Origin of the sequence: Sphingopyxis sp. MC1 (assembly GCF_000371385.1) — a bacterium.
Classification (GTDB): domain Bacteria; phylum Pseudomonadota; class Alphaproteobacteria; order Sphingomonadales; family Sphingomonadaceae; genus Sphingopyxis; species Sphingopyxis terrae.
In genome coordinates, this window is sequence record NZ_AOUN01000022.1 from 37,238 (window position 1) to 50,340 (window position 13,103).

The window sequence follows — 13,103 nt, forward strand, 5'->3', positions numbered from 1 at the left end:
GCTTGAACCCGTCGATCCTTCACTATTCGCGCGGCGGCAATAGCGGGAAGGCCTTGCTCTTCCTCGCCTTTGCGGTCGTGGCTTTCGTTGTGGCCGGGTTGATGTACGACGACGCCCACGCCCCGCCGCCGCCGCCAGTGCCTCTCGCCGGCGGCTTGTGGCCCGCGCCGGCGCCACGGCGCGATCCGCTGGCACCGTTGCATATGATCGTGCTGATCGGGGCCGGATGCGGCTGCCTCTTCTATGCGGCGCGACATGGGAGGCGGGCGGCCACCGCGCGCGTTGCGGTCAGGATCGAGAACGGGCGCCTCTATTCTGATCTGCTGCACGATGCGGGTATCGGGTCGCTCGATGCGCGCGACATCACGCAGCTTCTCGTCGACCGCGCCGATCGCTTTCCGGGCGATCTTTCCGTATCGGTTGGAATGGGGGCGCGTTTCCGGCACGGACTCTATCTCGCCTATCGCACCGATCAGGGGCCGGGCGTGTTGCGGCTGATGGACAATGATGTCGACGGCGGCACCGAACAATTGCGCCGCTTCGCCACCTATCTCGAGGCATGGCGAAAGCCCGCCGACGATCGGGCGAGGCAAGCCTGATCGTGGCGCAGCCACCGGCGCGTTTGCGGAACAGGGCGGTCATCGTCGTGATGCTTGCTGTCGCGGTGCTGGCGCTCGGCCTGTTGACTCGCGCCGATCATGTCACGGCCCTCGACGCCGCGATCGCGCGGCATTTTACGTGGCCCGACGGCGCCGGTCCCGCACCACTGATCACCTTCATGAAGGCGATAAGCTGGATCGGCGGCGGCACGCCGCGCTGGGTGCTGGTCGGCCTGATCGCGGCGGCGGTGCGCTATTGGGGCGGGCGGCGTCCGGCGCTGGCGATCGTGGCTGCGGTGTTGTTCGCCAACATCGCATCGAGCCTGCTCAAGGCCGCCTTCGATCGCCCGCGCCCCGACCTGATCGCGCATCTCGATCATGTCAGCAGCGCCTCCTACCCCAGCGGCCACGCCACCAGCGCGGCGGCGCTCTACCTGACGCTGGCACTGCTTGCGCCGGTGCGATGGCGGCGGCCAGTATGGACCTTCGCGATGCTGATGATCGGCCTCACCGGCCTCTCGCGCATCATGCTCGGCGTGCATTGGCCGAGCGATGTCGTCGGCGGCACCCTGCTCGGCGCGGCTTTCGCGCTGGCGGCCGCGTGGTGGGCGCGTTCGGAGCCCGCCGGGCCGGCATGACCGCTCGACAGCGCCGTCCAAGCGGCTAGGTTGGAATGATGGCACAAGGCACGCACGACTTCGTCCCCGATCCGCGCAACGACGCGATCCTCATCAACGTCAATGGCGCGCTCGTTCCGCGCGCCGAAGCCAGCGTGTCGGTGTTCGACAGTGGCTTCATGCTTGGCGACGGAGTGTGGGAGGGGATCCGCGTTCACCGCGGCCGCATGGCGTTTCTCGACCAGCATCTCGATCGGTTGTGGGAGGGCGCAAAGGCGATCGCGATGGACATCGGCATTTCGCGCGAAGCGCTCGAGCGGCGGCTCTACGACACGATCGATGACAACCGGATGGACGCGTGCCACATCCGCCTGATGGTGACGCGGGGGATACGCTCGACCCCCTATCAGGATCCGCGCGTGATCGTCTCGCCCGCGACGATCGTCATCATTGCCGAATATAAGGATCCGCTGCCCGCGACGGTCGAAAAGGGGCTGTCGCTCTTTACCGTCCATGTCCGCCGCGGCGATCCCGCGGTGCAGGATCCGAAGCTCAATTCGCATTCCAAGCTCAACTGCATCACCGCCTGCATCCAGGCGGCGCAGGCGGGCGCCGACGAGGGGCTGATGCTCGATCCGCACGGCTTCGTCGCGACCTGCAATTCGACCCATTTCTTCATCGTCCGCAAGGGCGAGGTGTGGACGTCGACCGGCGATTATTGCCTTGGCGGGATCACGCGCGGCAACGTCATCCGTATCTGCCGCGACAACGAAATAGCGGTCCATGAACGGAATTTTTCGCTGACCGATGTCTATGGCGCCGACGAGGCATTCGTGACCGGCACCTTCGCCGGCGTCGTGCCGGCGCACACGATCGACGGGCGCAAGCTGACCGAGGGGCGCGGGCCGATGGTCGAGCGCCTGCAGGGCCTCTATCGCGCGCTGATCGAGGCCGACGTCGCGGCGCGGGGACGACCGTGACCGATTGCATCCGCATCGCCATGTGGTCGGGGCCGCGAAACCTGTCGACCGCGATGATGCGCAGCTTTGACAGCCGCGCCGACAGCTTCGTCACCGACGAACCCTTTTACGGTGCCTATCTGCGGCAGACCGGCGACCCGCAGCCGATGATGGAGCAGGTCATGGCGTCGATGGACTGCGACTGGCGTAGAGTGGCGCGCACCCTGACGGGGCCGAATCCCGCCGCCACGCCGATCTGGTATCAGAAGCATATGGCGCACCATATGGTCGGCCCGATCGCGCATCACGATCTGCCCGGGCTTCGCCACGCCTTCCTGATCCGCGACCCGGCGCGCGTCGTCGCGAGCTATGCGGCCAAGCGCGTGATGGTCCGCCCCGACCATCTCGGCACCGCGCGTCAGGTCGAGTTTTTCGACCGCGAGGCCGACCGGCTCGGCCATGCGCCGCCGGTGATCGACAGCGCCGACATATTGCGCGACCCTCCGGCGATGCTGCAGAAATTGTGCGCAGCGCTCGGCATCGGATGGGACGCCGCCATGTTGCGGTGGCAACCCGGAATCCAAGCCACCGACGGCATATGGGCGTCGCACTGGTATGACGCGGTTGCGGCCAGCACGGGCTTCGGTGCGCCCGACAAGCCGGCGGCGCCGCTGTCGCCCGAGGCCCAGGCCGTCGCGGACGCGTGCCGCGCCGACTATGCCTATCTTGCGCAGCATAAAATCGCCGCCTGACGCAATTTTCGCTGTCCTACACGGGCGCCTTTTGCCATCAAGTCTGCGGGCAGCAACAGAGGGTGGACGCGTGATGCAATCCAGTGTGAAGTTCGGCAGTTTTCTGCGAGGAATCGCGATCGGTGCGGCGGCGATTTTTGCCGTTGGGACAGCGTCGGCGCAGGACGCGGCGGCGACGCAGAAGACGGTGATTACCGCGGCACGCTATCTCGACGTGCTGACCGGCAAGACCGTCGAGCATCCCGCGATCTTCGTCGGGCCCGACGGGCGCATTACCGGCATCGCCGATGCGCGCACCGTGCGCTGGGGCTCCGACGTCCGGCAGATCGACCTTGGCGATCGCACGCTTTTGCCGGGCCTCATCGACATGCACGTCCATCTGACCTCGCTCGCCGAAGTCGGCGGCTATCAAGGGCTGCGCTACACCGACAGCTTCTGGACCGTCGTCGGCGTCGCCAACGCGAAGAAAGTGCTCGATGCGGGCTTCACCACCGTACGGAATGTCGGCTCCGCCGATTTCGAGGACGTCGGGCTGAAGCAGGCGATCGAGGGCGGTTTCATTCAGGGACCGCGCATCATTCCGGCGGGGTGGGCGATCGGCGCGACCGGCGGCCATTGCGACAGCGGCGGGCTGCCGCCCTCGATGGACCGCAAGGAGGCGTCGGTGATCGACAGCCCCGAAGAGGCGCGCGCGAAGGTGCGCTGGCTGCACAAATATGGCGCGCGCGTCATCAAGATCTGCGCGACCGGCGGCGTCTTTTCGCTCGGCGACAGCGTCGGCGCGCAGCAACTGACCTTCGACGAGATGAAGGCGATTGCCGACGAGGCGCATATGCTGGGGCTGAAGGTGGCGGCCCACGCGCATGGCGACGACGGGATCAAGACGGCGATCCTTGCCGGCATCGATACGATCGAACATGCCAGCCTTGCGAGCGATGCGGCGATCAAGCTCGCCATCGAGCACAAGACCTGGTTCGACATGGATATCTATAACGACGATTATATCCTCGCGACCGGGACCGCCAACGGCACCGAACAGGAAAGCCTCGACAAGGAAAAGGCGATCGGCCTTGCCCAGCGCCAGACCTTCCAGCGCGCTGTGAAGGCAGGAGTGCGGATGCTGTTCGGCACCGATGCCGGCGTCTATCCGCACGGCGATAACGGCAAGCAGTTCGCAAAGATGGTCGAGTGGGGGATGACCCCGCTCCAGGCGATCCGTGCCGCGACGGTCAGCGGCGCCGAAGCGCTCGACATGACGAGCGACCTCGGCGCGATCGCGGTCGGTCGCTACGCCGACATCATCGCGGTCGATGGCGACCCGCTTGCCGATGTGACCCGGCTCGAACATGTCGCCGCGGTCGTGAAGGGCGGGGTGCTGGTGAAGGGCGAATAATCTGCCCTTGAGGAAAGGGACTATACGACCAGCTTGTCGATCAGGGCTTCGCGCATCGCGGGGGTGAAATTCAACACCGCCTCGGCATAGCTCGGAATATCGCCATGATCGCGGCGCACCGTCGCCAGCGCGGCGTCGAGATAGGCGGGATTGACCGACATCAGCGCGCGCACCGCCTCGTCCTTGATCTCCGCCCCATAGCGGGCGCGGATGTGCGCGGCGCCCTGCGCGATGCGTTCCTCGATCTTGCCCGCCGTGTTGGTGAGCAGATAGTCGTGCATCAGATCATCCTCGTGCACGCCGACGAGCCGGTGGACGATCGCGACCGCAAAGCCGGTGCGATCCTTGCCCGCGACGCAGTGCACAAGGCTCGGCGCATCATGTTCGGCGAGCGCCGCCAGATAGAGGCGCAGCGTCGCGACGAGCGCCGAGCGATAGGGCATGCCGGCATAGGTGTCGATCATTCGCGCCCGTGCCGTCTCGACATCGATCGCGCCGCCCGCTGCCTGAAGGTGCGGCGCCAGGCCTGCGGTGACGCCGCCTGCGAACAGGACGCGCGCCGAAAAATTGTCGGAGCGGCGACAGGGATGCATTTCGCGCTCATCGTCGCCGCGCAGGTCGATCACGGTTTCGAGGCCCAGCGCATCGACCGCGCCCAGATCCGCGTCGGTCGCCTGTTCGTGGTGCGCCGAACGCCAGAGCAGTCCCTGCCGCAGCCGTCCGCCGTCCTCGACCGCATAGCCGCCATAGTCGCGGAAATTGTGGATGCCCGAAAGCGGCAGGACGCGGTCGGCGATCATGGCTATTCTCCGGTAAAGACGGGTGGGCGCTTTTCGACGAAGGCGTTGATCGCCTCGCGGTTGTCGGCGGTTTCGTGAACGATCGCCTGATAGGCGGCGCTGAGTTCGAGGATGTCGCTCATCCGGCTGTGTTGCGCCTCGCGGAGCAGCCGCTTGGTGAGCCGCAGCGCGCGCGGCGGGTTGCACACGATGCGCTCGGCGATCGCCACCGCACGGTCGAGCAGCTCGGCGTCGGGGACGACTTCGGTGACAAGCCCATAGTCCTTTGCCGTCTGCGCATCGAAGCGGTCGCCGGTCAGGAAGAGTTCGGCCGCGCGCGGATAGCCGAGGACGCGCTGGAGAAGCCAGGCGCCGCCGTCGCCGGGGACGATGCCGACCTTGATGAAGCTGCAGGCGAACTTGGCACTCTCCGCCGCGATACGGATGTCGCAGGTGCAGGCAAGGTCGCAGCCGAGGCCGACGGCATGGCCGTTGACCGCAGCGATCATCGGGATTTCGCAATCCATCAGCGCGCGGATCACCGCCTGCACGCCGCGGCGATAATTGGCGCGGGTCGAATCAGGCTGATCGAGCACGCCGATCCCCTTGCGATCCTGCATCGACTTGAGATTGCCGCCCGCGCTGAACGCCTTGCCGCTGCCCGTAAGGATGATCGCGCTGACGCTGCGATCCTCGCCCAGCGCGCGGAGCGTGTCGACGATATCGTCGCAGTCGGCATGGGTGCCGATGGCGTTCATGCTCTCGGGCTTGATCATCGTCAGGATGGCGATCTTTCCCCGCCGCTCAACACTCAGAAATTCGCCCATCATCACGTCTCCTGTACCGCGCAGAGGCTATGCCCCGCGGTCTGTTCTGGCAAGTTGCAGATGGCGTTGCCGGGCGCGGATCGGCGCCCGGTCGCCGTATCGGTTCAGCGGACCGCGCCTCCGCTGCGCAGCGCGGCGATTCGCTCGGCGTCGTAGCCGAGCGCGGCAAGCACCGCGTCGCCATCGGCGCCCACCGCCGGAGCGGGACGCGGCGTGTCGGCCTTCGTCGCCGAATAGCGCGGAGCGGGGGCGGGCTGGGTGGCGCCGCCGACCGAGAGGAAGGTTTCGCGCTCGACATTGTGCGGATGCTGCGGCGCCTCGGCGAGCGAAAGGACGGGGGCAAAGCACACGTCGGTCATTTCCATCAGCGCGCACCATTCGTCGCGCGTCTTGGTCGCGAACAGCGCTGTCAGCTTGTCCTTGAGCGGTTCCCACTGCGACGGGTCCATCTGCGCATCGAAGGCGGGATCGGCGTCGAGCCCGGTCTTTTCGCGCAGCAAGGCATAGAATTGCGGCTCGATCGAGCCGATCGAGATGAACTTGCCGTCGGCGCACGCATAGGTGTCGTAGAAATGGGCGCCGGTATCGAGCATGTTCACCCCCGGCTCGTCGCGCAGCCGACCCATGGCATAAAAGCCCCAGCTCATCCCCGCGAGCAATGCCGACCCGTCGGTCATGGCGCAGTCGATGACCTGACCCTCGCCGGTCTTCGCGGCGTGCAGCAGCGCGCTTGCCATGCCGAAGGCCAGCATCATGCCGCCGCCGCCGAAATCGCCCACATAATTGACTGGCGGCACCGGCTTTTCTCCAGCGCGGCCAACGGTATGGAGGACGCCCGACAGCGCGATATAGTTGATGTCGTGTCCGGCCGCCTGCGAATAGGGGCCATATTGGCCCCAGCCGGTCATGCGTCCGTAAACAAGCCTGGGATTGTCGGCGAGCAGCACATCGGGGCAGAGCCCCAGCCGCTCCATGACGCCCGGACGATAGCCTTCGATGATGCCGTCGGCGCTCTTGCACAGATCGCGCGCGATCGCGACCGCATCGGGATTTTTCATGTCGAGCGCGATCGAGGTGCGGTTGCGCGACAGCGGATCGCGCGGGTCCATGAAACCGCCGGGACGATCGATGCGGATCACCTCCGCACCATGGTCGGCGAGCATCATCCCGCAATAGGGGCCGGGACCGATCCCCGCAAATTCGATGATCCTGATGCCCTTGAGGGGTCCGGCCATGTCGTGTCTCCCATGCCTGCATCGTCATTGCGAGGACCCCGGACTTGATCCGGGGGACACGGCAATCCAGGGGGGCGTAAGCCGCCATGGATTGCTTCCCCCGGGTTTCGCCGGGGTCGCAATGACGATGATTGTCTTAGATGCGTTCGATGATGATGGCCGGTGCCATGCCGCCCGCGGCGCACATGGTGACGAGGCCATAGCGGCCACCCGAGCGTTCGAGTTCGTCGAGCGCGGTGCCGATCAGGATCGAACCGGTCGCGCCGATCGGATGACCGAGCGCCATCGCGCCGCCATTGATGTTCACCTTTTCGCGATCGAGGTCGAGGTCGCGGATGAACTTTTCGGCGACCACCGAAAAGGCTTCGTTGATTTCCCAGACGTCGATGTCGTCCTTGGTCAGTCCCGCTTTTTCGAGCACCTTCTTGGCCGCCGGAACCGGGGCGTTGAGCATCAGCGTCGGATCGTCGCCGATATTGGCATAGGCGACGACGCGCGCGCGGGGCTTCAGGCCATGCTTGTCGGCATAATCCTTGGATGTCAGCAAAATCGCGGCGGCGCCGTCGACAACGCCCGACGAATTGCCTGCATGATGGAAATGCCGGATTTCAAGGTCGGGATAGCGGCGGTTGATCTGCTTCCGGAAGGTGAAGCCGCCGCCCATGTCGAAATCGGCGAGCGCGGCAAAGCTGGGCTTGAGTGACGCAAGGCCCTCCGCGGTGGTTTCGGGGCGCGGGAACTCTTCATGGTCCAGCGCAACGCTGCCGTCCGGGTTCAGGACGGGCACGACCGACTTGTTGAAGCGGCCTTCCTTGATCGCCCTGTCGGCGCGCTGTTGGCTGACGAGCGCGAGCGCGTCGAGCGCTTCGCGGCTGATGCCTTCGATCGTCGCGATCGCGTCGCCGCAGATGCCCTGGTGCGACTGCGGGTGGATTTCGTCGAGCGCTTCATGGCCCGATCCCATCAGGCGTGGCGGCAGCCCAGCGTTCGCCTGCTCGGCAGCAAAGGCGGTGGTGTAGCTCATCATTTCGGTGCCGCCGGCGATGACGCAGTCTTCCATGCCGCTCATCACGCTCGCCGCGGCGAAATTGACCGAGCTGATGCCGCCGCCACAGAAGCGGTCGAGCGTCGTTCCGCTGGCCTTGGTGTCGTACCCTGCCGACAGCGCCGCCATGCGGCCAAGGTCGCCGCCCTGCTTGCCGTTCTGCGACGAGGTCGACCAGACGATATCGTCGACCGTTGCCGTGTCGAGATGATTACGGTCGCGGATCGCCGCGAGGACGGTCGCGGCGAGATGCTGTGGGTGAAGATGCGACAGTGCGCCCTTGCCGGGCTTGCCGATCCCGCGCGGCGTGCGGACGGCGTCGATGATATAGGCTTCGGCCATGACGATGTTCCTTCCTTGAAAGTCTTGACGCGGGGCCATGCGGCCACCGCGAGGTTTACCGGGGCGCCATGCGGATCGCGCCGTCGAGGCGGACGGCCTGGCCGTTGAAATAGGTGTTGCGGATCATTTCCATCGCCAAGCTGGCATATTCCTCGGCCTTGCCGAGCCGCTTGGGGAAGGGGACCGACGCTTCGAGACTTTCCTTGACCTTGGGGTTCATATTGCCAAGCAGCGGGGTGCCGAACACACCGGGCATGATCGAATTGACCCGGATGCCGAGGTCCATCAGATCGCGCGCCATCGGCAGGACGAGGCCGTTTACCCCGGCCTTGGCCGACCCGTAGATGACCTGACCGATCTGCGCGTCCTGCGCCGCGACCGAGGCGGTGAAGATGATTGCGCCACGTTCGCCGTCTTCCAGTTCGGGCAATGTCGCCATACCTTCGGCCGCGATTGATCCGATGCGGTAGCTTGCGGTCAATATGCCCGCGACACCATATTCATAATCCGCGGTCGGGGTCCGGCGAAATTTGCCCGTTTCCTTGTCATAGGCAAGCGTCTTGCCGCGGCGCGACGTCATCGCGCAGTGGACCGCGATGCGTTCCTGACCATGAGCGGCGCGCGCCTTGGCAAAGCCGTCGAGAACCGACTGTTCGTCGGTGATATCGACATGGACGAACAGGCCGCCGATCGAATGCGCCACCTCTTCGCCCAGCGCGTCGTTGATATCGAAGATCGCGACCTTCACACCCGCGGCGGCAAGGGCTTCGGCGGTTGCGCGGCCAAGACCGGACGCGCCGCCCGTGACAACGGCCGCGGTCGAGGAATCGAGTTTCATGGGGAGGCTCCTCAGGCTGGAATCTGGTTGAAGGGGACGCCCTTGTCGGGGCGATGGTCTTGCGGCAGGCCGAGGATGCGCTCGGCGATCGTGTTGAGCAGCGTTTCGTCCGATCCGCCGGCGATGCGGCCGGTCGGCGCATTGATCCAGCTCGATGCCCAATCGTCCTTGGGCGAGGCATGCTCGTCGAAGTGGAAGCCGCCGACGCCCTGCAGGTCGATCGCGAGTTCGGACAGCTTCTGGCGCGAGCGAACCGCAACCAGCTTGTTGAGCGAGCCTTCGGGCCCCGGCGTCATACCCGCCTGCATCATCAATCGTGCGCGGACATTGATCGAATCGAGTCCCGAACGCATCGCATAGTTGCGGGCGATCTGCTGCCGGATGCGGCCATCCTCGATCGCCGGTCGGCCATTGATCATCAGGTCTTTCGCCAGATCGACGAACAGGTCGAGGTGCGGGCCGAATCCGGCGCTGTCGGTCGCGACATAGCGTTCGATCATCAGGGTCGCGAGCGCGACCGAGAAGCCGCCGCCGACCGGAGACATGCGGTGGTCGTCGCTGATCTTCACATCATCGAAGAAGACTTCGTTGACGTGGCTGTCGCCGCCGGCGAGTTTGATCGGGCGCACGGTGACGCCGGGCGCCTTCATGTCGACCCAGAAATAGGTAAGGCCCTTGTGCTTGGCGACGGTCGGGTCGGTGCGCACGACGATGACGCCATAGTCGCTATATTGCGCCCAGCTCGTCCAGACTTTCTGGCCGTTAATCTTCCATCCGTTGCCATCGGTTTCGGCGCGCGTGCGCAGGCCGGCAAGATCGGTGCCGCCCGATGGTTCGGAGAAGAGCTGGCACCAGATTTCTTCGCCCTGCAGCGCCTTGAGCACGCGCTCCTTCACGAAATCGCGGTCAGAGCCGAACTGCATCAGCACCGGCACCGGCATGCCGAGCGAGATGCCGAAATAGACGTTCGGGAAGCCGTGCTTCATCTCCTCGGCTTCGAAGGTGATCTTCTCGATATGGCCAAGGCCCTGTCCGCCGAGGTCGGTAGGCCAGTTGATGCCAGCGAAGCCCGCATCGAATTTCGCCTTTTGATAGCGGCGTCCGAGCGCGAGATCCTCTTCGACGCTCAGGCCCTTGCGGGCCGCCTTGCCGAACGTGGGCGCGACGGATTCGCACCAGGCTGCGGCCTTCGCGCGATAGGCTTCGAGATCGCTCATGCTGCTTCTCCTGCTAGGCGGTCGACCAATATATCTTCCCAGAACAGGCTGCTTCCCTGTTCAAGCGCCAGCGTGCGGGCGCGGCGCATATGAAGGTGCAGGCCGATTTCCCAGGTCACGCCGATGCCGCCGTGGATCTGCACGCAATCGCGCGCCGCGGTGTCATAGGCTTCGGTCGCCGAAAGCCGCGCCGCGGCGGCCGCCGTCACGAAGTCGCTCTGCCCCTCGCGCGAGGCCGCGTGGATGCAATTGGCGCGCGCGAGTTCGACGAGGCCGTAGAGTTCGGCGATGCGGTGCTTGATCGACTGGAAGGCGCCGATCGGTTGCCCGAACGCCTTGCGCGTGACGGCATAGTCGCGCGCGATTTCCATCAGCGCCTCGGCTCCGCCCGTCTGTTCGTGCGCGGTGATGACGGCCTGCAATGCCAGAATGTGCAGCGCCGCCGCGCGCGCGGCGCTTCCGCTGACGAGCGTCTCGGCGGGCGTATCCGCAAAATGCAGGTCGGCGAGGCAGCGGTTGTTGTCGAAGCTGTCGATCGCCGTCTTTTCGACCTTGGCAAGATCGACCAACGCGAGGACCGGCATACCCGGGCCATTGGCGAAGACAATGGCGACGTCGGCATGTAATGCGCCCGAAACGCCGTCCTTCACCCCATCGAGGCGATCATTGGTCAGCGTGACTTTGGGATGGGCGGGCAGGGCGTCAGGCCCCGATGCAATCGCGACCGCCCCGATGACGTCACCGCTTGCCAGTCCAGGTAGCCAGCGCTGTTTCTGATCATCGCTGCCGTATAGTTCGATCGCTTTTGCCGCACCGAAATTCGAGGTCAGAAAGGGTGCGCCGCTGAGCGTGCGGCCCGCCTGGTGCGCGATCAGGCCGAGTTCGACGAGGCCGAGCGCAAGGCCGCCATGGGCTTCCGGCAAGGCCAGCGCGGTCCAGCCTTGTTCTTTCGCGGTGGCCCAGAAGGCTTCGTGATAGCGCCCGCTTGTCTGGAGCAGCGGGAGCAGATCGTCCTTGTGCACGCGCGCTTCCAATATGCGGCGCGATTCGGTGGCGATCGCCTGTTGTCCTTCGTCGTACAAAATCGACATCGGTCCGAGTCCTCTACCCTTTATGTTTTCACCCATCATCCGGACGTTAACGTAAACGTCAAGTCGTTTTGACGCTACGGCTGGAGGATCGGGCGGCAAAGTGCAACTGACAGGGGCATCAGGTGCGTCCGGCCTTCCAGTCGCGGCGGATCTTCTTGGCAAGGCTCCATTTGTGGACCTCGGTCGGACCGTCGTAGATGCGGAAGGCGCGCACTTCGCGGAACACCTGTTCGACGATCGTGCGATCGGTGACGCCGGTCCCGCCCATCACCTGAACGCAGCGGTCGGCGATCCGCATCAGGGCTTCGGAGACCGCAACCTTTGCCATCGAGCTTTCCACCGTGCCGAGCGACCCGGTGTCGAGGACGCCGGCGCACCAGTCGATCATCAGTTCGGCCTGCTTCAGATCGATCATATTCTCGGCGAGCATGAAGCCGACGCCTTCATGCTCGATCAGCGGCTTGCCAAAGGCTTCACGCCGGTTGGCATAGTCGGTCGCGATTTCGTGCGCGCGAATGCAGCAGCCGAGCCAACGCATGCAGTGTGACAGCCGGGCGGGGGACAGGCGGACCTGCGCGTAGCGAAAGCCTTCGCCGGCCTCACCCAGCATCTGGTCGGCGGGGATACGCAGATTGTCGATGGTCAGCGTCGCGTGCCCGCCAGGCATCGAACTGTCGATCGTGTTCGGAATCTCGTCAATACGGATCGCCGGATCGGGCAGGTCGACGAGGAACATGCATGCGCCTTCTTCGGCCTTCGCCATGACGATGCCGACGCGCGCGCCCTCCGCGCCGGTGATGAAGGTCTTGCGGCCGTTCACGACCCAATGATTGCCGTCGGGGCGGCAGGTCGTTTTCATCATCGACGGATCGGACCCCGCACCGCCTTCTTCGGCGGGTTCGGTCATGAAAAAGGCCGATCGGACGCGGCCCTCGACCATCGGCTTGAGGAACCGTTCCTTGAGCTCGGGGCTGCCTTCCTTGCCGAGCAGATACATATTGCCTTCGTCGGGCGCCATCGTGTTGCAGGCGAGCGGACCGAGCGGCGACAGACCTGACTTGATGAGGACGACCGCCGTCTCGCGCTGATTGAGGTGGCTGCCATCCGACAGGATGTGCGGCGTCAGCACGCCCGCGGCCCGCGCATGCTCGCGCATTTCCATCACCAGCTCGTCGGTCGGTGCGCCATGATGGTCGCGGCGCGGATCTTTTTCATAGGGGACGACCGTTTCGCGGACGAAAGCCTCGACCTTGGCTGCGATCGCGAGCGCCCGATCCGATATGCCTTGGTGCGTCGCCGCCATTCCGATTCCCTTCGCTATCTAACTACCTACTCTCAACCCGACGTTGACGTAAGCGTCAAGTTAATTCAAGGGAGAAGCAATGGTGCCGTAACGGCAGAGACAGAAG

At 65.2% G+C, this 13,103-nt stretch carries 13 protein-coding genes; 5 read left to right on the top strand and 8 right to left on the bottom strand.

Annotated features, from left to right (window positions below; all coding sequences use genetic code 11):
* The first annotated feature begins 2 nt into the window (after positions 1 to 2).
* From EBMC1_RS16155 to EBMC1_RS16175, 5 genes are all read left to right on the top strand, one after another.
* A complete protein-coding gene (locus EBMC1_RS16155) occupies positions 3 to 599 on the top strand; it encodes a hypothetical protein (protein WP_003051274.1) in 597 nt (198 codons plus the stop codon).
* Positions 560 to 1,237, top strand: coding sequence for a phosphatase PAP2 family protein (locus EBMC1_RS16160; protein ID WP_051066449.1), 678 nt, complete (start codon positions 560 to 562; stop codon positions 1,235 to 1,237). The genes EBMC1_RS16155 and EBMC1_RS16160 overlap by 40 nt, the downstream gene beginning before the upstream one ends.
* Before the next feature lie 35 nt (positions 1,238 to 1,272).
* Complete coding sequence (locus tag EBMC1_RS16165; RefSeq protein WP_003051278.1) at positions 1,273 to 2,196, top strand: aminotransferase class IV; 924 nt, start codon at positions 1,273 to 1,275, stop codon at positions 2,194 to 2,196.
* The gene (locus tag EBMC1_RS16170) at positions 2,193 to 2,927 is read left to right on the top strand and encodes a hypothetical protein (RefSeq protein ID WP_003051280.1); all 735 of its coding nucleotides are present in this window, start codon (positions 2,193 to 2,195) and stop codon (positions 2,925 to 2,927) included. Before EBMC1_RS16165 ends, EBMC1_RS16170 begins: the two co-directional genes overlap by 4 nt.
* A 73-nt stretch (positions 2,928 to 3,000) precedes the next feature.
* On the top strand, positions 3,001 to 4,320 hold the full coding sequence (locus tag EBMC1_RS16175; RefSeq protein ID WP_003051283.1) for a Xaa-Pro dipeptidase: 1,320 nt from the start codon (positions 3,001 to 3,003) through the stop codon (positions 4,318 to 4,320).
* Between the two features lie 20 nt (positions 4,321 to 4,340).
* Here EBMC1_RS16175 and EBMC1_RS16180 read toward each other — a convergent pair whose 3' ends face one another.
* From EBMC1_RS16180 to EBMC1_RS16215, 8 genes are all read right to left on the bottom strand, one after another.
* A complete protein-coding gene (locus EBMC1_RS16180) occupies positions 4,341 to 5,120 on the bottom strand; it encodes a tyrosine-protein phosphatase (RefSeq protein WP_003051286.1) in 780 nt (259 codons plus the stop codon).
* A gap of 2 nt (positions 5,121 to 5,122) precedes the next feature.
* Positions 5,123 to 5,926, bottom strand: coding sequence for a crotonase/enoyl-CoA hydratase family protein (locus EBMC1_RS16185; RefSeq protein WP_003051289.1), 804 nt, complete (start codon positions 5,924 to 5,926; stop codon positions 5,123 to 5,125).
* 104 nt (positions 5,927 to 6,030) lie between these two features.
* Positions 6,031 to 7,161 carry a CaiB/BaiF CoA transferase family protein gene (locus tag EBMC1_RS16190; protein WP_003051292.1) on the bottom strand — a complete coding sequence of 377 codons (1,131 nt, stop codon included), beginning with the start codon at positions 7,159 to 7,161 and terminating at the stop codon, positions 6,031 to 6,033.
* Between the two features lie 136 nt (positions 7,162 to 7,297).
* Positions 7,298 to 8,548, bottom strand: a complete 1,251-nt coding sequence (locus EBMC1_RS16195; RefSeq protein ID WP_003051296.1) for an acetyl-CoA C-acetyltransferase — start codon at positions 8,546 to 8,548, stop codon at positions 7,298 to 7,300.
* 55 nt (positions 8,549 to 8,603) lie between these two features.
* On the bottom strand, positions 8,604 to 9,386 hold the full coding sequence (locus EBMC1_RS16200; protein ID WP_003051299.1) for an SDR family NAD(P)-dependent oxidoreductase: 783 nt from the start codon (positions 9,384 to 9,386) through the stop codon (positions 8,604 to 8,606).
* 11 nt (positions 9,387 to 9,397) lie between these two features.
* A complete protein-coding gene (locus EBMC1_RS16205) occupies positions 9,398 to 10,603 on the bottom strand; it encodes an acyl-CoA dehydrogenase family protein (RefSeq protein ID WP_003051302.1) in 1,206 nt (401 codons plus the stop codon).
* Positions 10,600 to 11,694, bottom strand: coding sequence for an acyl-CoA dehydrogenase family protein (locus tag EBMC1_RS16210; protein ID WP_003051305.1), 1,095 nt, complete (start codon positions 11,692 to 11,694; stop codon positions 10,600 to 10,602). The genes EBMC1_RS16205 and EBMC1_RS16210 overlap by 4 nt, the downstream gene beginning before the upstream one ends.
* A gap of 118 nt (positions 11,695 to 11,812) precedes the next feature.
* The gene (locus tag EBMC1_RS16215) at positions 11,813 to 12,997 is read right to left on the bottom strand and encodes an acyl-CoA dehydrogenase family protein (RefSeq protein ID WP_003051307.1); all 1,185 of its coding nucleotides are present in this window, start codon (positions 12,995 to 12,997) and stop codon (positions 11,813 to 11,815) included.
* Positions 12,998 to 13,103: the final 106 nt, after the last annotated feature.